The 19,264-nt window shown below is 62.1% G+C and carries 26 protein-coding genes; 18 read left to right on the forward strand and 8 right to left on the reverse strand.

Annotated features, from left to right (window positions below):
* Positions 1-7 precede the first annotated feature (7 nt).
* From C5J26_RS25465 to C5J26_RS25480, 4 genes are all read left to right on the forward strand, one after another.
* A complete protein-coding gene (locus C5J26_RS25465; protein WP_105404314.1) occupies positions 8-850 on the forward strand; it encodes a p-hydroxycinnamoyl CoA hydratase/lyase in 843 nt (280 codons plus the stop codon).
* A 197-nt stretch (positions 851-1,047) separates the two neighbouring features.
* Positions 1,048-2,205 carry an acyl-CoA dehydrogenase family protein gene (locus C5J26_RS25470; RefSeq protein ID WP_105404315.1) on the forward strand — a complete coding sequence of 386 codons (1,158 nt, stop codon included), beginning with the start codon at positions 1,048-1,050 and terminating at the stop codon, positions 2,203-2,205.
* A gap of 10 nt (positions 2,206-2,215) precedes the next feature.
* Entirely contained in the window at positions 2,216-3,418 is a 1,203-nt protein-coding gene (locus C5J26_RS25475) for an acyl-CoA dehydrogenase family protein (RefSeq protein ID WP_105404316.1), read from the forward strand.
* A 67-nt stretch (positions 3,419-3,485) separates the two neighbouring features.
* On the forward strand, positions 3,486-3,644 hold the full coding sequence (locus tag C5J26_RS25480) for a YqaE/Pmp3 family membrane protein (RefSeq protein ID WP_046605997.1): 159 nt from the start codon (positions 3,486-3,488) through the stop codon (positions 3,642-3,644).
* 47 nt (positions 3,645-3,691) lie between these two features.
* Here C5J26_RS25480 and C5J26_RS25485 read toward each other — a convergent pair whose 3' ends face one another.
* Both C5J26_RS25485 and C5J26_RS25490 read right to left on the reverse strand, forming a co-directional pair.
* Positions 3,692-3,928: a hypothetical protein gene (locus tag C5J26_RS25485; RefSeq protein ID WP_007771449.1), complete on the reverse strand. Its 237-nt coding sequence runs from the start codon at positions 3,926-3,928 to the stop codon at positions 3,692-3,694.
* 153 nt (positions 3,929-4,081) lie between these two features.
* On the reverse strand, positions 4,082-4,480 hold the full coding sequence (locus C5J26_RS25490; RefSeq protein ID WP_105404317.1) for a GFA family protein: 399 nt from the start codon (positions 4,478-4,480) through the stop codon (positions 4,082-4,084).
* A gap of 206 nt (positions 4,481-4,686) precedes the next feature.
* Between C5J26_RS25490 and C5J26_RS25495 the strand changes: the two genes are divergently transcribed.
* The 3 genes from C5J26_RS25495 to C5J26_RS25505 all read left to right on the forward strand — a co-directional run bounded on the left by C5J26_RS25495 (position 4,687) and on the right by C5J26_RS25505 (position 6,883).
* Positions 4,687-5,472, forward strand: a complete 786-nt coding sequence (locus C5J26_RS25495) for a DUF1194 domain-containing protein (protein WP_105404318.1) — start codon at positions 4,687-4,689, stop codon at positions 5,470-5,472.
* 177 nt (positions 5,473-5,649) lie between these two features.
* Complete coding sequence (locus tag C5J26_RS25500; RefSeq protein WP_371681950.1) at positions 5,650-6,459, forward strand: TIGR02587 family membrane protein; 810 nt, start codon at positions 5,650-5,652, stop codon at positions 6,457-6,459.
* 13 nt (positions 6,460-6,472) lie between these two features.
* Positions 6,473-6,883, forward strand: coding sequence for a TIGR02588 family protein (locus C5J26_RS25505; protein ID WP_105404320.1), 411 nt, complete (start codon positions 6,473-6,475; stop codon positions 6,881-6,883).
* A 13-nt stretch (positions 6,884-6,896) separates the two neighbouring features.
* Here the strand turns inward: C5J26_RS25505 and C5J26_RS25510 are convergent, their stop codons facing one another.
* From C5J26_RS25510 to C5J26_RS25520, 3 genes are read right to left on the reverse strand one after another with little or no spacing between them, the layout of a single operon-like run.
* The gene (locus tag C5J26_RS25510; RefSeq protein WP_105404321.1) at positions 6,897-7,457 is read right to left on the reverse strand and encodes a putative glycolipid-binding domain-containing protein; all 561 of its coding nucleotides are present in this window, start codon (positions 7,455-7,457) and stop codon (positions 6,897-6,899) included.
* Positions 7,458-7,494: 37 nt separating this feature from the next.
* Entirely contained in the window at positions 7,495-8,202 is a 708-nt protein-coding gene (locus C5J26_RS25515; RefSeq protein ID WP_105404322.1) for a phosphatase PAP2 family protein, read from the reverse strand.
* Between the two features lie 19 nt (positions 8,203-8,221).
* Positions 8,222-9,049 carry a DUF1206 domain-containing protein gene (locus tag C5J26_RS25520; RefSeq protein WP_105404323.1) on the reverse strand — a complete coding sequence of 276 codons (828 nt, stop codon included), beginning with the start codon at positions 9,047-9,049 and terminating at the stop codon, positions 8,222-8,224.
* A 270-nt stretch (positions 9,050-9,319) separates the two neighbouring features.
* Here C5J26_RS25520 and C5J26_RS25525 point away from each other — a divergent pair, with 270 nt between their 5' ends.
* Both C5J26_RS25525 and C5J26_RS25530 read left to right on the forward strand, forming a co-directional pair.
* A complete protein-coding gene (locus C5J26_RS25525; RefSeq protein ID WP_105404324.1) occupies positions 9,320-9,853 on the forward strand; it encodes a DUF992 domain-containing protein in 534 nt (177 codons plus the stop codon).
* Positions 9,854-10,042: 189 nt separating this feature from the next.
* The gene (locus C5J26_RS25530) at positions 10,043-10,948 is read left to right on the forward strand and encodes a S1C family serine protease (RefSeq protein ID WP_105404325.1); all 906 of its coding nucleotides are present in this window, start codon (positions 10,043-10,045) and stop codon (positions 10,946-10,948) included.
* A gap of 46 nt (positions 10,949-10,994) precedes the next feature.
* Here the strand turns inward: C5J26_RS25530 and C5J26_RS25535 are convergent, their stop codons facing one another.
* Complete coding sequence (locus C5J26_RS25535) at positions 10,995-12,251, reverse strand: glycerate kinase (protein WP_105404326.1); 1,257 nt, start codon at positions 12,249-12,251, stop codon at positions 10,995-10,997.
* Between the two features lie 153 nt (positions 12,252-12,404).
* Between C5J26_RS25535 and C5J26_RS25540 the strand changes: the two genes are divergently transcribed.
* Positions 12,405-12,737 carry a hypothetical protein gene (locus tag C5J26_RS25540; protein WP_105404327.1) on the forward strand — a complete coding sequence of 111 codons (333 nt, stop codon included), beginning with the start codon at positions 12,405-12,407 and terminating at the stop codon, positions 12,735-12,737.
* Between the two features lie 97 nt (positions 12,738-12,834).
* The gene (locus tag C5J26_RS25545) at positions 12,835-13,257 is read left to right on the forward strand and encodes a hypothetical protein (protein ID WP_245441270.1); all 423 of its coding nucleotides are present in this window, start codon (positions 12,835-12,837) and stop codon (positions 13,255-13,257) included.
* Here the strand turns inward: C5J26_RS25545 and pcaQ are convergent.
* Positions 13,241-14,167 (reverse strand): pca operon transcription factor PcaQ, encoded by a 927-nt coding sequence (gene pcaQ, locus C5J26_RS25550; protein WP_105404355.1) that lies wholly within the window; start codon positions 14,165-14,167, stop codon positions 13,241-13,243. The two genes, C5J26_RS25545 and pcaQ, sit on opposite strands and share 17 nt — an antisense overlap.
* 93 nt (positions 14,168-14,260) lie before the next feature.
* On the opposite strand from pcaQ, the gene pcaD reads away from it, so the two are divergent.
* From pcaD to C5J26_RS25585, 7 genes are all read left to right on the forward strand, one after another.
* Positions 14,261-15,055, forward strand: a complete 795-nt coding sequence (pcaD, locus tag C5J26_RS25555) for a 3-oxoadipate enol-lactonase (protein WP_105404329.1) — start codon at positions 14,261-14,263, stop codon at positions 15,053-15,055.
* A gap of 2 nt (positions 15,056-15,057) precedes the next feature.
* Positions 15,058-15,474, forward strand: a complete 417-nt coding sequence (gene pcaC / locus C5J26_RS25560) for a 4-carboxymuconolactone decarboxylase (protein ID WP_105404330.1) — start codon at positions 15,058-15,060, stop codon at positions 15,472-15,474.
* A complete protein-coding gene (pcaH, locus tag C5J26_RS25565) occupies positions 15,471-16,211 on the forward strand; it encodes a protocatechuate 3,4-dioxygenase subunit beta (RefSeq protein WP_046668885.1) in 741 nt (246 codons plus the stop codon). Before pcaC ends, pcaH begins: the two co-directional genes overlap by 4 nt.
* A gap of 1 nt (position 16,212) precedes the next feature.
* The gene (gene pcaG / locus C5J26_RS25570; RefSeq protein ID WP_105404331.1) at positions 16,213-16,830 is read left to right on the forward strand and encodes a protocatechuate 3,4-dioxygenase subunit alpha; all 618 of its coding nucleotides are present in this window, start codon (positions 16,213-16,215) and stop codon (positions 16,828-16,830) included.
* Between the two features lie 34 nt (positions 16,831-16,864).
* Positions 16,865-17,935, forward strand: coding sequence for a 3-carboxy-cis,cis-muconate cycloisomerase (locus C5J26_RS25575; RefSeq protein WP_105404332.1), 1,071 nt, complete (start codon positions 16,865-16,867; stop codon positions 17,933-17,935).
* Between the two features lie 75 nt (positions 17,936-18,010).
* Complete coding sequence (locus C5J26_RS25580) at positions 18,011-18,262, forward strand: type II toxin-antitoxin system Phd/YefM family antitoxin (protein ID WP_040123919.1); 252 nt, start codon at positions 18,011-18,013, stop codon at positions 18,260-18,262.
* A complete protein-coding gene (locus C5J26_RS25585) occupies positions 18,262-18,684 on the forward strand; it encodes a type II toxin-antitoxin system VapC family toxin (protein ID WP_105404333.1) in 423 nt (140 codons plus the stop codon). The genes C5J26_RS25580 and C5J26_RS25585 overlap by 1 nt, the downstream gene beginning before the upstream one ends.
* A 21-nt stretch (positions 18,685-18,705) precedes the next feature.
* On the opposite strand, the gene C5J26_RS25590 is transcribed toward C5J26_RS25585, so the two are convergent.
* Complete coding sequence (locus C5J26_RS25590) at positions 18,706-19,086, reverse strand: VOC family protein (protein WP_105404334.1); 381 nt, start codon at positions 19,084-19,086, stop codon at positions 18,706-18,708.
* Between the last annotated feature and the right edge of the window lie 178 nt (positions 19,087-19,264).

Here is a 19,264-nt window from a genome sequence, read left to right on the forward strand (position 1 = left end):
GAATATGATGACCATAGAAGCAAGCGATCTGGGCGGAGAGAACGTCAAGGTTGAATTCGAGGACGGCATTGCCTGGGTGAAACTGAACCGCCCGGACAAGCGCAACGCCATGAGCGTCGGCCTTGCCGAAGACATGATCCGGGTGCTCGACGCGCTTGAAATCGACGACCGCGCCGGCGTGATCATCCTGACCGGCGAGGGCGAAGCCTTCTCCGCCGGCATGGACCTCAAGGACTTCTTCCGCGCCACCGACGGCGTTTCCGACGTCAAGCGCATGCGCGCCTATCGCTCGACCCGTGCATGGCAATGGCGCCTGCTGATGCACTACGCCAAGCCCACTATCGCCATGGTCAACGGCTGGTGTTTTGGCGGGGCCTTCACGCCATTGATCTGCTGTGACCTTGCGATCGCCTCCGAAGATGCGGTGTTCGGCCTGTCGGAAATCAACTGGGGCGTCATCCCCGGCGGCGTCGTCTCCAAGGCGATCTCGACGCTGATGAACGACCGCAAGGCGATGTATTACGTCATGACCGGCGAAAAGTTCGGCGGCAAGATGGCCGAACAGCTCGGCCTGGTAAACGAGGCGGTGCCGGCCGACAAGCTTCGCGAGCGCACCGTCGAGATCGCCCGCGTGCTCCTCGAAAAGAACCCGACCGTGCTCCGCCAGGCCCGCATGGCCTACAAGTATGTGCGCGAGATGACCTGGGAGGAGTCGGCGGAATACCTGACCGCCAAGGCCGATCAGACGACGTTCGTCGACCCTGAAAAGGGACGCGAAAAGGGACTGTCGCAGTTTCTTGACACGAAGACCTACCGTCCGGGGCATGGGGCGTATACGCGCGAGGAGTAGTCTACACCTCCTTCCGGGGAGACCGTTGCTAGACTCCCTCATCCACCTGCCGGCACCTTCTCCCCGAGGGGAGAAGAGGGATTGCCGCAACGCCCCGATCCTCCTCTCCCCTTGGGGAGAGGGTGGTCGAGCGTAGCGGAGGCCGGGTGAGGGGGTGGCACCCGCTGCCTCCAAGACTAAAAACGCGAGACCCAATCATGGACCTGAACTATTCGGACGAGCAGCTTCTGTTGAAGGAAAGCGCCGAGCGGTTCCTGAAGGATCGCTACGACTTCGAGAAGCGCAACAAAATCATCGCCTCGGAGACCGGTTTCGATGCCGGCATCTGGTCCGAGATGGCCGATCTCGGCTGGTTGGCGCTGCCGTTTGCCGAAGAGAATGGTGGGCTTGGTGGCGGCGCGGTGGAAGTCTCGCTGATCATGGAAGCGATCGGCCGCGCTTTGGTGGTGGAGCCTTATCTTGCATCTATCATTCTCGCCGGCGGGCTGGTCGAAAAGCTTGGTTCCGAAGATCAAAAAGCCGAGATTCTCGGCGGCCTGTTTGCCGGCACATCGCGCCCGGCGCTGGCGCATACGGAGCGCCAGACCGGTTTCGACCTCGGCAATATCGCCGCAACCGCGACCCGCAGCGGCGAGAGCTATCTTATCTCCGGCGAAAAGCGGCTGGTTCACGGCGGCGCCTTTGCGGATATCTTTCTGGTCTCGGCCAAGCTTGACGGGGCAGTAAAATTGTTCGCCGTACCTGCGGATGCTGCGGGCCTGACGCGGACCGAGGTGAAACTCGTCGATGGCAGCCGCGCCAGCGATTTCGTTCTCGACAACGTCTCCCTACCCGCGTCGGCGTTATTTAGTGCTGAGGCCGATACGCTCGCCGAACTCGAAGCGGCTTACGACCGCGCCAATGCGGCGCTCGCTACGGAAGCGGTCGGCATCATGGATGCGCTGCTGGACGCGACCGTTGCCTATACCAAGGAGCGCGTGCAGTTCGGCAGGCCGCTCGCCGCCTTCCAGGCACTTCAGCACCGCATGGCCGAGATGGCGGTGAAATGCCAGGAGGCCCGCGGCTCCGCATTGCTCGCCACGCTTTCCGTCGATGCGCCGCGCCCGATGCGTATTCGCAGCGTTTCCGGCGCCCGTGCCAAGATCGGCAAGGTCTCCCGCTCCGTCGCACAGGAGGCGATCCAGTTGCATGGCGCGATGGGCTTTTCGGAAGAGATGCCGATCGGCGCCTGGTTCCGCCGGCTTTATGCGATCGAGAACACCTTTGGCACCACTGCGGACCACCTGAAGCGCTATGGCGAGATCATCCGCGATCCTGCCATGCTCTCCGGCAGCCTGCTGCGCGAACCCGTCTGAGGAGAGTTCCATGGATCTGTTGATGACGGAAGAAGAGGTTCGGTTCCGCGACGAGGTTCGGACTTTCTTGGACACTCATCTGGACGAGGGCCTGAAGCGCGCAGAGCGGCTGAACCCCAGCTTCCTTGCCGACCCCGCTATCGGCCTCGAATGGCAGGCGAAGCTCAACGACAAGGGCTGGGCCGCCCCATCCTGGCCGAAGCAATATGGCGGCACCGGCTGGTCGCTCGCCGAGCGCTACATTCTCGACCAGGAATGCGAACGCGCCGGCGAGCCGCATTTCCGCGGCGCCTCAATCAAGATGATCGCGCCGGTCATCATGCGCTACGGCAACGACGAGCAGAAAAACTTCTACCTGCCGCGCATCCTGAGTGGCGAGGATCTCTGGGCGCAGGGCTATTCCGAACCCGGCTCCGGCTCCGACCTTGCCTCGCTGAAGACCAGGGCGGTGCTCGACGGCGACCACTACATCGTCAACGGCTCAAAGATCTGGTCGACGCTGGCGCATCATGCCACGCGGATGTTCGCGCTGGTACGCACCGCCGACACGGGCAAGAAACAGGAAGGCATCACCTTCATCCTGATCGACCTGAAATCGCCCGGTGTCACCATCCGGCCGATCCGCTCGATCTGCGGCACGCATGAATTCAACCAGGTCTTCTTCGACGACGTGAAAGTGCCGGTCTCCGACCGCATCGGCGAGGAAGGCGAGGGCTGGGACATCGCAAAATACCTGCTCGAATTCGAGCGGGGCGGCGCCTTCGCCGGCGGAGTCTTGCGGGCCATGCTGACGCGCCTGCACCGGCTCGCTTCCGAGCCACTGCCGGACGGGCGAACGATGATCGACGATCCGCTGTTCATGGCACGCCTTGCCGAGATCGCCACGGATGTGGACGCCAACGACATGCTGGAGCTTTCCGCCATGTCCAAGGTGCAGGCCGGCGGCAATCCGGGGTCGGTGCCGTCTTCGACGATGAAGATCGAGCGCAGCCGCATCCGCCAGTCGATCGCCGAACTCGCGGCCTCGATCCTTGGCCCAAATGCGTTACGCTTTGAAGAGCATCGGCCGCTGCACGAGTTGCCGGAGGAAAGTGAGATCGACGAGGAGCGCAAGGTTGCCTCCGCCGTCTATTTCAATTCCCGCTCCCAGAGCATTTTCGGCGGCAGCAACGAGATTCAGCTGGAGATCATCGCAAAGACGCTGCTGAGATGAGCGTCTTCTGAAACCATATCCCATCCAGCGCGTTACCGGCCGAACCGATCAACCCGGAGAACGCCCGTTGGATATCATCCGCATTCTGCTCGCCTTCATCCTGCCACCGCTCGGGGTTTTCCTGCAGGTGGGGCTCGGCCTGCATTTCTGGCTGAACATCCTGCTCACTCTCTGCGGCTGGCTGCCCGGCATCGTGCATGCGCTGTGGGTGATCCTCAAGAAATAACCGGATCGAACCCGCGTCGCCTGTGAAAGAAGCAGCCGGCTCGGGGGCTAGGCAGCGATATCGGCGATTTCGCCCGATTGCCAGAGGATACGCGGATCGGACATGTCGCCGCTTTCCATGTCGACCTGAACCGAATAGGCCGCGACCCCGACGAAGCGGTCGGCCATGGCGCGGGCGATCTTCTCGGCCGAAGCGGCGTTCGAGGCTACGCGCATCTCGCCAGGCGTCACGTTGCCCCGGACTTTCTTGAACGGCAGCACGATGAATTTTTCTGACCTGGACATGGGGTTTCCTTCTTTGCGCCACTCTGTCGATATGCGCGCTGCGAAGTCAACAGCGGCCATCGGAAATAGCCCTGTCCCCCAAGTTGACACGAGTTTGCGCTACCCGAATAGCGGCTCCGTTGGAGCGGGTCCGCGCTGGCCGGTCGGGAATAGCTATTCTCTATGGCCGCGATATTGCGGCAGGTCGTCGGTGATCTCGTGCCACGGCGCCTTGGACGCGACGAAGATATGGTGCGTCGGCCGGATTGTCGGGGCGTCGACCAGCGTGCCCATTGCCACATGCACCCAGGCAGCCTCCCGCACCAGCGAGTAGAGAAGCGAACCACAGGCCCTGCAATGGGCGTTGTGGGTATCGACGTCGCCGAAGATCAGCAAACCGTCGTCGCCTTTCACCATGGCAAACTTCTGCCGCTCGATGCCCGCGAAGGGCTTGAAAGCCGAGCCGGTGGTGCGGCGGCAATCGGAGCAATGGCAATTGGCGGCATAAACGAAAGCGTCTTCCACTTCATAGGCGACTGCGCCGCAATAACATTTGCCGTTTAACCTCGTCATCGCCTGATCCCGTCCAGATACCAGTTGATAGGGGCAGCTCCAGACCAAGGCCGAAGCAGCAGCATCTCCGTGGCAGATTACGCGGGGTGCCCACGGAATAAAGTCCCATCACCGAAAGTTGAAGGCAGGCTCGCGGAGGAGAGTCGCCCTCGGTCGCCTCTGTGTTACAGTTTTAAGAAATCGATAACGCAGTGATTGGATTGGCAATGCTTACAACACTCGCGATGCTCATGAGCCTTTCCGCCGCTGCCACCGCCCCCATGGTCGCGCAGCAAAAGGGAGGCGAAGTCGATGTGGAACTGGTCCTCGCGGTCGATACGTCCCGCTCCATGGACTACGAGGAAGTCCGCGTCCAGCGCGAGGGATATCTCGAGGCGCTCAAGCACAAGGAATTCATCGCGGCGGTGAAGACGGGGCTGAACGGCCGCATCGCCATCAGCTATTTCGAATGGGCCGGTGACGTGGTGCCGGATTCAATCATCGATTGGACAATCATCGAAAACGAGCAGGATGCGATTAATTTTGCCGCCAAGCTCGAGGCCCGGCCCATCAATACCCAGCGCCGCACTTCGATTTCCGCCGCAATCACCCAAGGCGCAACGATGATCGTCGCCAATTCGTATCGTGGCACGCGTCAGGTGATCGACATTTCCGGCGACGGGCCGAACAATTCCGGCAATCCGGTCGTGCCAGTCCGTGGCAAGGCCCTGGAAGCCGGCATCATCATCAACGGGCTGGCGATCATGCTGAGGCCCTCCGGCGCACCGGGCGGGCTCGACAAATATTATGGCGACTGCGTCATCGGCGGACCCGGCTCCTTCGTGCTGCCGGTTCACAAGATCGAGGATTTCGCCGTCGCCGTGCGCCGCAAGCTGGTCCTGGAGATCAGCGGGCTCACGCCGCCGGCAACCGTACAGAAGGTGGCGGGCAACCAGCCCTCCAGCGACTGTCTGGTCGGCGAGAAGCAATGGCAGGATCTGTTCGATCGGTGATGCCTTGCCCCCGGGTTCTCGTCCGGGTGGAACATTTCATCCGATTTCAGAGTTTCCTTCCGCTTATCGCAAGACGGGAGGGAGCCGGCATTGAACGGGGCCAGGGCGGAACGGGGCAATGACGCGGGCGGAAGCCGAAGTTTTCTGATCGGTCTCGGACGTGGCGCGGCCGGCGCCATGCTGTTCGGTATCCCGATGCTGATGACAATGGAGCTCTGGCAGCTCGGCTTCTACATCGAACGCTGGCGCCTGTTGCTGCTGCTGATCGTCAATATTCCGCTTCTCATATTGCTCGCCCACCGGATCGGTTTCGAGCGCACCTCCACCCTGGCGGAAGCCTGCCGCGACGCCACCATCGCCTATGGCCTCGGCATCGTCATAGGTGCGGCGGTTCTCATCATGCTCGGGGATATCAAGCCCCACATGCCGCCCTCCGAAATGCTCGGCAAGATCGCCATACAGTCCGTGCCGGCAAGCATAGGCGCGCTGCTCGGCCGCTCCCAGCTCGGCGGACAGTCGGGGAATGATGAACACGAGGACGATGGGGAGGAGGACGAGGAGCAAGGCGGTGGCGCAGTGCCCGACGAAATTTCCACCAGCTACAGCCGCGAACTGTTCCTGATGGCGGTCGGCGCCCTCTTTCTCAACCTCAACGTCGCGCCGACGGAAGAAATCATCCTGATCGCCTACAAGATGACGCCCTGGCACGCGCTCGTCACCATCGGCCTATCGATCGCCATCATGCACGGGTTCGTCTATGCGGTCGCCTTCAAGGGCACCCATGAAATTTCGAAGGAAACGCCCTGGTGGCACGCCTTCTTCCGCTTCACTCTGCCAGGCTACTTGGTCGCCATGCTGATCAGCTTCTACGTGCTGTGGACCTTCGGCCGGCTCGACGATACGGCGCCGACGCAGATGCTGATGTCGGCCATCGTCCTGAGCTTCCCCGGCGCAATCGGGGCTGCCGCCGCCCGCCTCATCCTGTAACGAGTGACCCTCGATGACGACCACCGCCAACAAACGCCACACCGAACTCAAGGAGCCGCACTGGATCGAATGGGCGACCGGCATGGTTTCGGCGCTCGTCGTTGTCGCCACCATCGCTTGCGTCGCCTACCAGGCATGGACGCATGACGACATGCAACCGGAATTCTCAATCGCCATCACCGAGAGGCGCCAGTCCGAAGGCGGCTATCGTGTCGCCTTCGATATCGCCAACAAGGCGACGGCGACGGCTGCTGCCGTTACCGTACGAGGCGAGATTCTGGATGGCGGCAACATCGTCGAGGACGCAGACATCACCTTCGACTACGTGCCGGCGGAATCCAAATCCTCCGGCGCCATCCTGTTTTCTCAGGATCCCGGCACCCGCGAGGTGCGGGTCCGGGCGGTCGGGTATATCGACCCGTGAGGGATTGCCGAAATCACCCCGGCGTCACCCGTTCGAACAGGTGTTCGTAGGATAAAACCAGCCCGTCGCCGTCGACGACAAGGTCCGCTTCGAAACCTGCCGAAAGGCCGAGATCGACGTAGCGCACCCGGCCCGGACCCTGGCGGTCGTAGCGCTGGCTCGACCGCGCCACCGTGAGCGCTGGACCATCGATGAATGCCGTATCCAAAGTCAGGCTGGCTCCCTTTTCCTCAGCGGTCTTGCGGATCGGAAACGTGTTGCAGAATGGAGTGACCGACAGGTCCGGCTCCTCCGCGCCATCGAGATCCGGACGGGCCATGTCGTTCACCCGCCAGCCTTTGCCGACGCGTTCCAGGTGCAGCAGACCGTGGCCTTGCGCATTCCACCGTTCGACCGTGACCGATTGAGCGCGCCAGCCCGGATCGAGCCGCCAGCGATGATCGAGGCGAAAGCCGCCGGCTTCGAGGCAGATGACCGTCGATGTCGCGGTGACGACGTCCGGTTCGACCGAAAGTTCCAGCCTTTCAAATCCTTCAATATCGGTCCGACGCCAGAAAAGCACGGATGTGCTCATGCCAGAAGCTCCTCCCAAAGGTGTCCAACTTGCCGGATTACTCCGGCGCCGCCGAAATATAGCGTCTTGCGATCATCCAGCACGCCAGTGCCCAGGTTGCGCCGGCGCACCAGCCGCCGAGGACGTCGGTCGGGTAGTGGACGCCGAGATAGACACGGCTGAAACCGATGATGAATGTCAGGAAGATCGCCGCACTGATCAGGAAGATCCGCGTCGAGCGGTAGGGCTGGGCGCGAGACAGCAGCGCTCCGAGCGTCAGGTAGGTAACGGCCGACAGCATCGCATGGCCGCTTGGAAAACTGAGATCGCCGACTTCGACCAGATGCGGCACGATATCCGGCCTCGGTCGTGCCACGCCGAGCTTCAGCAGCGAACTCAAAAGCCAGCCGCCGGCGATCGACAGGAACATGAAGAGCGCGATCGCCCTTTGCCGCGACAGCAGGAGGAAGGCCGTTCCCATCACGGTCATCAGGGTCAGCACGGTAACCCCGCCGAGCGCCGTGATGTCTCCCATGGCATGATTGAGCCAATAGGGCCCGAGCGGCGTCGCAAGATCTGCGGCATTGCGCAGGGCGAGAAGGATCTTTTCGTCGAAGGCATGGGTCTCGCCTTCCAGAACTTCGTCGGTCAACCGGAAGAAGACGAAAAGCCCGCCTGCCAGAAAGGCGATCATCATCAGGCCGATCGGCTCGAACGTCATGACCCTTTCGACCACTCTGCGTGTCACGCGCTGATGGAATGCCATCCAAACTCCTTGCTCAATTTCAGTTCACGGCCGACCGCATCGCGCGGAGCGGCCGATCCATCGAAGGCGGCTGCACGATCCTGTACCGGGCCTCGATCAATCCGTAGAGGCCGAACGCGAAAAGCCCGATGGCCGCCAATCCATAGAGAATAGCCCCGAATGGAAGCTGGCGCACCCATGCGAGCGCATCCGCCAGGCCGCCGGCCTGGTTCGGATCGACAGCGAAGGCCGCATAGATGAAGAACCCGCCGATAATGAGGAATATGACGCCGCGCGCCAGAAGGCCGTAGGCGCAGATGCCATTGAGGACGGCTCGCTGCTCGAATCCGCTTTCGAAAAAGCGAAGATACCCGCGTTTGATGCCCTTGGCCACCTGGGCGCAGCCGGCACCGATGATCGCAAGGCCGACGCCTGCGACAAGATAGCGACCGAACGGCTGCTGCATCAGCCACGCGGTCCAGCTTTCGCGGGCTCCGGACGATCCTGCGCCGAAGCCGAGATGCAGGGCCTGCCCGACCGCGTAAAAGGCGAGACCGGTATAGGTCGCGGCGCTGACGAGAAGACCCGCCCTGACCAGATACCCTTTCGCATTGTGCTGATGCCGGTCGGTGTTGAGGATCGATTGCGCCACTCGCCAGAGGATGAAGCCGATCAGGCCTATGCCGATCAAGCCGAGCCAGATCTGGCCGAAAGGCTGTTCCAATACGATCTGCAGGGCGGAATTGGAATCCGGCTCTCCACCGCCGAGGGTCGAGAGCGACGCCATGCCGGCGATCAGGAGATATACGATCCCCCTGGCCGCATACCCGGACCTCGCCAGCCATTCCAGTTTCCTGTCCTTGTCCATGCCGGTCTCCTCGAAAGATCGACAGGAACGTGCCTGGATGGCCGCGGTTCCGGAAGGTCGCCGATGCCCCTGTTTCTCTTCCCGGCCAATTCCGCGAAACGCGGACGCAGGGGGCGGCGGGATGGAGCCAACTCACGCTTGGAACAATTCGGTGATAATTCGTGTGCAACGACGTGGGATCATTCTTCCGCCACATGCGTTTCCCAACGCTACCAAACCCGCTCGGATGAGTCTCAACAAGGGCGGCTGAATAATTAAAGGAGTACAGGGATGAAGAAGATTGTTGCCGCGGCGCTCGCCGCTTTGCCGGTCGTAACCAGCGCCGGAGCCGCCTTTTCCGCCGATGTGATTGCCCGCCGGGATCGTGTCCCGGTTTATGAAGAACAGGACCAGCGCGGCGGTGTTCGCATCGGTTATCTCGATTGCTCGATCGGCGGCGGCGTCGGTTACGTGCTTGGTTCCGCCAAGGAAGCCGATTGCGTCTTTACGACGGCGATCGGCAGCGAGCCGCTCGACCGTTATACCGGCGTGGTGCGCAAGATGGGCGTCGATCTCGGCTTCACGACCCGCTCGCGGCTGATCTGGGCCGTCTTCGCTCCGACCGCCGGTTATCACCACGGTTCGCTCGGCGGCCTCTACCAGGGCGCGACCGCCGAGGCCACCGTCGGTGCCGGCATCGGCGCCAATGTCCTCGTCGGCGGCACCGCCGGTTCAATCCACCTGCAGACGGTGAGCGTTACCGGCCAGCTCGGCCTCAACGTCGCTGCAACCGGCACGTCGGTGACGCTGACGCCGGCAGGCTGAGCATTCCGCGCTTCCCCTTCCCGGAAACGGGGAGGGGACCCCATGAGGTAGACACTTTTGCAAGCATGAGTTCTCTCCGGCCTCTTGCTCCACGCCGTCCACATTCATACCTTAAAGGGACGGTATGGTTGGCCTTTGCAGACCCTTGCGGGGTTCCGGACCGCGTATTGCCTCATCAGGATTTGCATCATGGATCTCGAGAAAAGTTTGCGGTCGGTCGTGGCCGTGCGTGCTTCCATCCCGGACAACGCCTTTACGGCCAATACTCTCGGCACCCGCCGGGAAGGTAGCGGCGTGGTGATCCGCGAAAACGGATTGGTGCTGACGATCGGTTACCTGATCACCGAAGCAGAAGACGTCTGGCTGACACGCCAGGACGGCCGCGTCGTGCCGGCCCATGCGCTGGCCTATGATCAGGAAAGCGGCTTCGGCCTCGTGCAGGCCATGGCGCCGCTGGATCTGCCGGCGCTTCAGATCGGCGATTCCGCTACCGCGACGCTCGGCGATCCGGTCATCTTCGCCGATGGCGAAGGAGAGTATGTGCGTAGCAATATCGTCGCCAAGCAGGAATTCGCCGGATATTGGGAATATCTGCTGGATGAGGCGATCTTCATCGCACCTGCCCACCCCTCCTGGGGCGGAGCGGCGCTGATCGATACGGAAGGCAAGCTGCTAGGGGTCGGATCGCTGCGCCTGCAGATGAGCCGCGGCGGCGAGATCGCCGACATCAACATGGTCGTGCCGGTCAACCTTCTGAAGCCTATCCTCGACGATCTCCTCAATCGCGGCGAATTCAACCGCCCGCCACGCCCCTGGCTCGGCGCCATGTCGGCGGAAAGCAATGGCGAAGTGGTGGTCATGAGCGTCACCGAAAACGGTCCGGCTGCAAAGGCGGGCCTCAAGCGCGGCGACGTGATTTCGGAAATCCGCGACGGCGAGGTCGACGGGCTCGCGGACTTCTATCGCAAGATCTGGGACAGCGGGCCTCCGGGTGCCGAAATCCCGATGCGGATCCTGCGTGATGGAAGGGAAGCCTGGCTCAGAGTGAAGTCGGCAGATCGGAATGATTTCTTGAGGAAACCACAGCTGCAGTGATTGCCGCAATCTGGCGGGGAAAGAGCTGCAGGCCGACTTCCATAGGCTACCTCAATAGGATCGCCCGGAAATCATTGACGTTGGTGCCGGTTGGGCCCGTTTCGAATACGTCGCCGATCACGGCGAACCCCGAAAAGCTGTCATTGCCGTCGAGCAGTTTCCGCCCGTTGAGGCCTGCCGCCCGCAGCCGTCTCGCCGTCGTGCCGTCCGCGAAAGCGCCGGCATTGGTTTCGGAGCCGTCGATGCCATCCGTATCGGCGGCCAGGGCGGTGATCGCGTGGCCGTCGATCGCCAGCGCCAGAGCCAGCGCGAATTCGCCGTTGCGGCCGCCCTTGCCGCCTTTCGCCCGTAGCGTCACCGTGGTCTCCCCACCGGACAGCAGAACCGCCGGCTTTGCGAACGGCCGGTCGCGGAGCGACACCTCGCGCGCAAGGGCTGCATGCACCAGCGCCACGTCGCGCGCTTCGCCTTCGACGGAGTCAGAGAGGATATAAGGCGTCACGCCATGGGCGCGGACGACCTCGGCGGCGGCCTCCAGCGAGACGCCTGCCGACGCTATGACAAAATGCTCGTGGCGGGCAAAGACCGGATCGTCCGGTTCCGGTGCGTCGGCGGCCGGCGAGTTCAGATGCGCGATCATCGCCGCCGGCAGCTTCAGTTTGTATTGTTCGACGATGGCGAGCGCATCCTGGCGCGTCGCGGCATCCGGGATGGTCGGGCCGGAGGCGACGAAAGCGGGGTTGTCGCCGGGAATATCCGAGACGATCAGGCTGACGACACGGGCCTTGGTTGCTGCCGCAAGCCTGCCGCCCTTGATGGTCGACAGATGTTTGCGAACAACATTCATGGCCGAGATCGGCGCGCCCGAGGCAAGCAGCATCTCGTTTAACGCAATCTCGTCCTCCAGCGTCAAGCCTTCCGGCGGCGCGGGTAGCAGGGCGGAGCCGCCGCCGCAGACCAGCGCGATGACGAGGTCGTTTTCGGAGAGGCCACGGATCGTCTCGACCAACCGTTTTGCGCCGGCAAGGCCGGCGGCATCCGGTACCGGATGCGACGCCTCGACGATCTCGATCCATTTCGTTTCGCAGCCATAACCGTATCGGGTGACGACCACGCCGGTCAGCGGTCCGGTCCAGACGCTTTCGAGCGCTGCGGCCATCTGGGCCGCACCCTTGCCGGCTCCGATGACGACGGTTCGTCCGTTTGCCGGCGGCGCGGGCAGGTGCTTCATGATGCCGGTCAGCGGATCGGCAGCCTTCACGGCCGCATGAAACAGCGCCTCCAGCAGTTCCCGGTCCGTCATCGCTTTTCCTCCGCGTCTCCGCCACCCGGGCTCTTTCGATCACGGCAGTCAACAGCCGTCAACCGGGCTTGATCGCCCACCGGCCTTTCGAACGGAACAAAGCAAGCGAGTGTCGGTTGTCCCACGGGCTCACCAAAATGAAGGAGCGACAATATGGGTCAACATCTGAAAGAGGCCGGTTACCCAGGCCAGATCGACATCGGCGGTGACAGGTCCCCCGTGACTTACAAACTGAAGGCCAGCAAGGAAGATGACGGCGCGTTCCACGTGGCGGTGAGCCTCAGCGCCCCGCGCGACTGGCTGCTGAAACATGGCTTTCGCAAGGAGGCCACGCTGGTGCGCCAGGGCGGTGCTGAAACGCCGGTGCATTTTGAGGAAACGCTCAATGTCGCCGACAATATCTCGGTGACGCTGCGCGCTGACGACGCGGTAATAGCCTCGATGGACGAATTGCGCCGGACGTTTCCGGAGTTACGAGCGACTTAAATTCGTAGTTCTCTGTTTGCGCGAAACTACCGCAGCGTATAATCGCAGGCCCGGCCGATCGTTTGGCCGGGCATTTTGCGGTTGAGGCGGCGAGATCTTGGAGACAATTGAAAAGACAGCCCGATCCTGCGGCACCTGCACGCTCTGTTGCCGGCTTCCCGAAATCGCGGCGCTGGACAAACCGCCGGACGCCTGGTGCCGGCACTGTTCGGAAGGGCAGGGCTGCGCAATCTATACCGACCGACCTCAGCTCTGCCGCGATTTCCTCTGTCTGTGGATGACGGATCCGGGTGTTCCAGAGGCCTGGCAGCCGCTGACATCGAAGATGCTCGTCTACGAGCAGGGGCCGCAGCTGACCGTACTGGTCGATCCGGACCATCCGGATGCCTGGAAACAGGCGCCTTTTCTTTCCGATCTCGACAATTGGGCTAGAGCCGCGCAGGCGCGCGGCCACTACGTCATCCTGTTTTGCGGCGACGACGTGACGAAGATAGAGCCGGGCGTCACCGTGCCGGCATGATTTCCGCAGCGGCCTGGCGGATGGTCTGCATCAGGATCGACAGCGGTGTGGAGGGGTTGGCGTCGGCGCGGATGGTGAGGCCGACCGGGCCGCGTGTCTCGCTGGTATCGATCGGCAGCGTCGCCAGAACCCCATCCTCGATATCTGCGGCGACCACACCCGTCGAGATGATCCAGATCGCGTCGCTCGACCGCACGAAGGCACGGCCGAAGGCATCCGAGACGGTTTCCACCTGGGTCGGCAGGCTGGCGACGCCGTTGGCGATCAGGAACTGTTCGACCGAGGGCCGGATGATCGAGCCACGGGTCGGCATCAGCACCGGATAGTCGGCCAAGCCCTCGAATATCGATCGCTTGGCATCGAGCAGCGGGTGGCCGGCGCGGACGGTGAAGACGACCTGTTCCGAATAGAGATGTTCGAAGGACAGGCCGGTCATCTTTTCGGGCAAAGCCAGACGGCCCACCACCAGGTCGAGCTCGCCAACCCGGAGCTGCTCCATCAAAACGGCATTATCTCCCGTCACGATCTTGACGCGGCTGCCGGTCTTTTCGGCGAGGAAGAGCGTCATGGCGCGCGGCATCACGCGGGTGGAAACGGTCGGAAGCGCGCCGATCCGGACCGGCGGCGCCGAATCGAACAGTTCCTGCGAGACGGAATCCACGCCTTGGCGGAGTGCCGTCAGTGCCGCACCCGCATGGCGCAGGAACACCTCGCCATAACGGGTGATGCGGATGCCGCGACCGTCGCGCTCGAACATGGCGACACCCAGCGCCTCTTCGAGTTCGCGGATGGTCTTGGTGACAGCCGGCTGGCTGACATGCAGAATTTCGGCGGCCTTGACCACGCTTTTCTGGCGCGCGACCTCGACAAATGTATGCAAGTGCCGAAACTTGACTCGGGAATTGATCAAGATCAAATAACCCTGTGGTTAGGAGATCATGCTGAAATATCATTTTACCTAACCGGAAACTAGTGCAATCTATCAAAGCGGGAGGAGGTACTGATGCAGTTTGTACACATCAACGACATTGTGATCCATTACGACATCCAGCGCGCGGGCGACGGAAAGCCGGTCGTGGTGTTCATCAATTCGCTTGGAACCGACAGCCGCATCTGGCATCACGAACTGCCCAAGCTTGCCGAGGATTATACGGTCCTCACCTATGACAAGCGCGGCCACGGGCTCTCCGGCCTTGGCAATCCTCCCTATTCGATCGCCGACCATGCGGCCGATCTTGCCGGCCTGCTCGACCACCTGCAGCTCAGCCAGGTCATCATCTGCGGCCTCTCGGTTGGCGGGCTGATCGCCCAAGGCCTGTATGCCACCCGTCCGGACCTCGTGAAGGCGCTGATCTTCTCCGACACCGCCCACAAGATCGGTACGGCTGAAAGCTGGGCGGCGCGCATTGCCGCCGTCGAGCAGAACGGCATCGGCAGCATTCTCGACGCGATCATGGAGCGCTGGTTCACCGCGCCGTTCCGCAAGCCGGACAATGCCGCCTACCAGGCCTATTGCAACATGCTCGTCCGTCAACCGACCTCCGGTTACAGCGGCACCTGCGCCGCGATCCGCGATGCGGATTTCACTGAGGCCGCCAAAAGGATCGCCGTGCCGGTGCTCTGTATCGTCGGCCGCGAAGACGGCTCGACACCGCCCGAACTCGTCAAGTCGTTTGCCGACCTGATCCCCGGCGCGCGCTACGAAATCATCGAGGGTGCCGCGCATATTCCCTGCGTCGAGGCGCCCGCTGCCCATGCCGCGCTGATCCGCGGTTTCATCGAACAGCTCGAGGAATAGACATGGCCGATCCTTCCGCGCCATCGGAACGTTATGCTCAAGGCATGAAGACCCGCCGTTCGGTACTGGGCGATGCCCATGTGGACCGCGCCCAGGCGAACCAGACGCCGTTCGACGGGCCGTTCCAGGAAATGATCACCGAAGGCGCCTGGGGCACGGTCTGGTCGCGTCCGAACTGGAGCAAGCGTGAGCGCTCGATGGTGACGATCGCGCTTCTGGCCGCGCTCGGCCATCACGACGAAGTCGCCATGCATATCCGCGCAACCGCCAACACGGGTGCGACAAAGGACGATATCTGCGAAGCCCTAATGCATGTGGCAATCTATGCCGGCGTTCCGGCCGCCAACCATGCCTTCAAGATCGCCAAAGCCACTTATGCCGAAATGGACGCGGACAAGGCCGCGGGAGAGCAAAAATGAAGAACACACCCCCAGAAACCACACCCTTTTTCGCCCGTGACAGGGAATGGCATCCGCCGGCCTTCACGCCGGGCTACAAGACCTCGGTGCTGCGCTCGCCGCAGCGTGCGCTGATTTCGCTGGAAGGCACCAAGAGCGAGATCACCGGCCCGGTCTTTGGCCACAACATCCTCGGCGAGTTCGACAACGACCTGATCGTCAACTACGCCAAGCCCGGCGAAATGGCGCTCGGCGAACGCATCCTCGTCTACGGTCGCGTCATCGACGAGCGCGGCCGCGGCGTTCCGGGCGCGCTGGTGGAATTCTGGCAGGCCAATGCCGGCGGCCGCTACCGCCACAAGAAGGAAACCTATCTCGCCCCGCTCGACCCGAATTTCGGCGGTTTCGGCCGCACGATCACCGACGAGGACGGCGGCTACGCGTTCAAGACCATCAAGCCCGGCCCCTATCCATGGCCGAACGGCGTCAATGACTGGCGCCCGGCGCATATCCATTTCTCGGTTTTCGGCCATGGCTTCGCCCAGCGCCTGATCACCCAGATGTATTTCGAGGGCGATCCGATGATCTGGATTTGTCCCATCGTGAAGACCATTCCGGACGAGAACGCGATCAAGGGCCTGATCGCCGCGCTCGACATGCAGAACACCGTTCCGCACGATATGCGGGCCTATAAATTCGATATCGTCCTGCGCGGCCGTCGCTCGACATTCTTCGAGAACCGTAAAGAGGGCAACTGAGATGGTCCAGCCGCTCACCTACTTCAAGGAATCCGCTTCGCAGACAGCGGGTCCGTATGTCCATATCGGCTGCACGCCGAACTTCTCCGGCCTTACCGGCGTCTACGACACCGATCTCGGCTCCGGCCCGATGGTCAACGACCAGACGCGCGGCGAACGCATCACCATCCGCGGTTTCATCTATGACGGCGCAAACACGCCGCTCAAGGATGCGATGATCGAGATCTGGCAGGCGGATGCGGACGGCTATTACAACAGCCCGTCGGAAACTCGCGGCAAGGCCGATCCGAACTTCTTCGGTTGGGCCCGTCAGCCAGGCGACATGGCGACCGGCGAGTTCGCCTTCGAAACGATAAAGCCCGGCAAGGTGCCGTTCCGCGACGGCCGCCCGATGGCACCGCACGTCACCTTCTGGGTCGTCGCCCGCGGCATCAATCTCGGCCTCAACACCCGCATGTACTTCTCCGACGAGGAAGAGGCCAATGCAGCGGATCCGATCCTGTCGCGTATCGAGCACCGGGTTCGGGTTCCCACGCTGATCGGCAAGCGTGACGGTAATACCGTCACCTTCAACATCTATCTTCAGGGCGAAAACGAAACCATATTCTTCGATATCTGAGATCGAAGAATCAGGGTTCGCCCCGGGAGTAGATATGAGCGTCTCGGCTTTCGAGCATCCATTTTTGTCCGGTCTCGTCGGTGACGACGAGACCGGACAGCTGTTTTCGGTCAAAGCCGAGATCGACACCATGCTGGCCTTCGAAACGGGCCTCGCCAAGGCCGAGGCCTCCTGCGGCCTCATCCCGGCCGAAGCTGCGGAGCGCATTGCCGCAGCCTTGCAGGCATTTGAGCCGGATATGGCTGGCTTGCGAAACGGCACCGCGCGCGACGGCGTCGTTGTCGCCGAACTCGTCAAGCAGCTCCGCGATGCCGTCAACCAGCAGGCGGGCGGGGGCGAGGCTGCCAAGCACGTGCATTTCGGCGCGACCAGCCAGGATGTCATCGACACGGCGCTCATGATCCGCCTGAAGCAGGCCTGCTCTCTGTTCATCGAGCGGCTCGCCGCCCTCGAGAAGGCTTTCGATGACATCGACCGGGCATTCGGCAGCCGGAGGCTGATGGGCCATACCCGCATGCAGGCGGCGATCCCGATCACCGTTTCGGACCGTATCCGTGCCTGGAAGGAACCGTTGACCCGGCATCGCCAGCGGCTGGACTCGTTTTCCGAGACCGGTTTTGCCGTGCAGTTCGGCGGGGCCGCCGGCAGCCTCGAAAAATTCGGCGACAAGGCAGCCGAGGTGCGCAAGGCGCTGGCCTGGGAACTGTTCCTGACCGACGCGCCGCAATGGCAGAGCCAGCGTGACCGGCTGGCGGAGTTCGCAAACATCCTCACAATGATTTCCGGCTCGCTCGGCAAGCTCGGCCAGGACATGGCGCTGCTCGCGCTGATGGGCGGCGAAATGGAACTCGCCGGCGGCGGCGGCTCCTCCGCGATGGCCCACAAGCAGAACCCGGTGGCCGCAGAGGTACTGGTATCGCTCGCACGTTTCAACGCGGTGCAGCTTTCCGGCATGCAGCAATCGATGGTGCATGAGCAGGAGCGCTCAGGTGCGGCCTGGACGCTCGAATGGCTGATCCTGCCGTCCATGGTGATCGTGACCGGCGCTGCACTGCGGCTCGCGGCGGAACTTGCCGGCAATGTGAGATCGCTGGGCAAGGGCTGACGGCATCTGCATTGAAGGACAGGCAATTCTAGTATATTTTCGAAGAAAGATACTAGACATGCTCCGGAGGTCTCGATGACCCTTTCATACATGACCAGTGCCTCCTTCAACCAGAACCCGAGCAAGGCCCGGCAGGCGGCGAACGAAAATCCGCTGGTCATCACCGATCACGGCAAGCCGACGCATGTGCTTGTCAGCTACGAGGAATTCGAGGCCAACTGGAAGAAGCCGAAGAGTCTTGCCGAGGCACTGTATGATCCTAACGGCTCGGACCAGGATTTTGACCCTCCGCGGCTCAGTTTCGAGAATCGCGAGATCGAATTCTGATGCCATTCCTGCTGGATACGAATGTCGTCTCGGCAGCACGGCGTTTGAAGAAGCAGGCGGCCGACTTTCAGAACTTCATGGAAATATTTCCCATGAACGACGCATTTATCTCCGCAGTCACCATCATGGAGGTACAGTTCGGGATTCAGCAGGAAAGTAAAAAGGATCCTGACTTCGCGGCCAACCTGGCGCGATGGCTCCAATCACATCTGCTTGTCGATTTCAGCGACCGCATTCTTCCCTTCGACACGGCGATTGCTCTTCGCACCGGCGCTCTTCCCACGCCCAACAAGCGGCCGTCACCGGATGCAATGATAGCCGCGACAGCGCTGCATCACGGACTGACCGTCGTCACCCGCAACATCTCGGATTTCGAGCCGCTCGGCGTGCCCTGCCTCAATCCCTGGACTTTTCAAGGCTGAACCGGCCAGGCTTGTGCCGCATCACTCCGTGATCTCGACAGGATTGCCGTCGGGATCCGAGATCACCGCCTCGTAAAACCCGTCTCCGGTCATGCGGGCCGGGGAGACGAGGATGCCCATGGCTGCCGCCCTGGCGGCCATCTCGTCGACCGCCTGCCGACTGCCGAGCGAAATCGCCATATGCGCGTAACCGGCGCGCTCCCGCGACGCTTCCGGCGCAATCCACGGGCCGCTCATGATCTCGATCGTCGCGCCTTCGGAAAGGGTGAGAAATTTCGAGGAGAAGCCGGCGCGCCGACGGCTCTCATAGAGCGGACTGGCGGTGGCGCCGAACATGTCTTCGAAGAACGCGACGAGCCTGTCGAGTTCACTTGTCCAAAGCGCGACATGCGCAAGTTTCATAATCCATCTCCCTCATGCCAGATCCCGAACCGTTGCGGCCTGTATTTCGTCAAACGCGGCCTCGGTCCCGAGCGAAAAGACGCAACCGATGCCATCTCTGGTAGTGCCGTTAAACATATCCTCAGTATTTTCCGCAATCCTTAATCATAGCGGGCCAACAGGAATTGGCCATACCTCA

The organism is Neorhizobium sp. T7_12, assembly GCF_002968535.1.
GTDB classification, from domain to species: domain Bacteria; phylum Pseudomonadota; class Alphaproteobacteria; order Rhizobiales; family Rhizobiaceae; genus Neorhizobium; species Neorhizobium tomejilense.

What these genes read in the sequence shown, in the direction of transcription:
- C5J26_RS25590 (WP_105404334.1), bottom strand. Translation starts at nt 19,086, where the DNA reads ATGAAACTTGCGCATGTCGCGCTTTGGACAAGTGAACTCGACAGGCTC.
- pcaH (WP_046668885.1), top strand. Translation starts at nt 15,471, where the DNA reads ATGAAGAACACACCCCCAGAAACCACACCCTTTTTCGCCCGTGACAGG.
- C5J26_RS25500 (WP_371681950.1), top strand. Translation starts at nt 5,650, where the DNA reads ATGCTGTTCGGTATCCCGATGCTGATGACAATGGAGCTCTGGCAGCTC.
- C5J26_RS25510 (WP_105404321.1), bottom strand. Translation starts at nt 7,457, where the DNA reads ATGAGCACATCCGTGCTTTTCTGGCGTCGGACCGATATTGAAGGATTT.
- pcaC (WP_105404330.1), top strand. Translation starts at nt 15,058, where the DNA reads ATGGCCGATCCTTCCGCGCCATCGGAACGTTATGCTCAAGGCATGAAG.
- pcaD (WP_105404329.1), top strand. Translation starts at nt 14,261, where the DNA reads ATGCAGTTTGTACACATCAACGACATTGTGATCCATTACGACATCCAG.
- C5J26_RS25485 (WP_007771449.1), bottom strand. Translation starts at nt 3,928, where the DNA reads ATGTCCAGGTCAGAAAAATTCATCGTGCTGCCGTTCAAGAAAGTCCGG.
- C5J26_RS25540 (WP_105404327.1), top strand. Translation starts at nt 12,405, where the DNA reads ATGGGTCAACATCTGAAAGAGGCCGGTTACCCAGGCCAGATCGACATC.
- C5J26_RS25520 (WP_105404323.1), bottom strand. Translation starts at nt 9,049, where the DNA reads ATGGACAAGGACAGGAAACTGGAATGGCTGGCGAGGTCCGGGTATGCG.
- C5J26_RS25490 (WP_105404317.1), bottom strand. Translation starts at nt 4,480, where the DNA reads ATGACGAGGTTAAACGGCAAATGTTATTGCGGCGCAGTCGCCTATGAA.
- C5J26_RS25495 (WP_105404318.1), top strand. Translation starts at nt 4,687, where the DNA reads ATGCTTACAACACTCGCGATGCTCATGAGCCTTTCCGCCGCTGCCACC.
- C5J26_RS25535 (WP_105404326.1), bottom strand. Translation starts at nt 12,251, where the DNA reads ATGACGGACCGGGAACTGCTGGAGGCGCTGTTTCATGCGGCCGTGAAG.
- C5J26_RS25465 (WP_105404314.1), top strand. Translation starts at nt 8, where the DNA reads ATGACCATAGAAGCAAGCGATCTGGGCGGAGAGAACGTCAAGGTTGAA.
- C5J26_RS25525 (WP_105404324.1), top strand. Translation starts at nt 9,320, where the DNA reads ATGAAGAAGATTGTTGCCGCGGCGCTCGCCGCTTTGCCGGTCGTAACC.
- C5J26_RS25475 (WP_105404316.1), top strand. Translation starts at nt 2,216, where the DNA reads ATGGATCTGTTGATGACGGAAGAAGAGGTTCGGTTCCGCGACGAGGTT.
- C5J26_RS25505 (WP_105404320.1), top strand. Translation starts at nt 6,473, where the DNA reads ATGACGACCACCGCCAACAAACGCCACACCGAACTCAAGGAGCCGCAC.
- pcaG (WP_105404331.1), top strand. Translation starts at nt 16,213, where the DNA reads ATGGTCCAGCCGCTCACCTACTTCAAGGAATCCGCTTCGCAGACAGCG.
- C5J26_RS25530 (WP_105404325.1), top strand. Translation starts at nt 10,043, where the DNA reads ATGGATCTCGAGAAAAGTTTGCGGTCGGTCGTGGCCGTGCGTGCTTCC.
- C5J26_RS25470 (WP_105404315.1), top strand. Translation starts at nt 1,048, where the DNA reads ATGGACCTGAACTATTCGGACGAGCAGCTTCTGTTGAAGGAAAGCGCC.
- C5J26_RS25585 (WP_105404333.1), top strand. Translation starts at nt 18,262, where the DNA reads ATGCCATTCCTGCTGGATACGAATGTCGTCTCGGCAGCACGGCGTTTG.
- C5J26_RS25515 (WP_105404322.1), bottom strand. Translation starts at nt 8,202, where the DNA reads ATGGCATTCCATCAGCGCGTGACACGCAGAGTGGTCGAAAGGGTCATG.
- C5J26_RS25575 (WP_105404332.1), top strand. Translation starts at nt 16,865, where the DNA reads ATGAGCGTCTCGGCTTTCGAGCATCCATTTTTGTCCGGTCTCGTCGGT.
- C5J26_RS25580 (WP_040123919.1), top strand. Translation starts at nt 18,011, where the DNA reads ATGACCCTTTCATACATGACCAGTGCCTCCTTCAACCAGAACCCGAGC.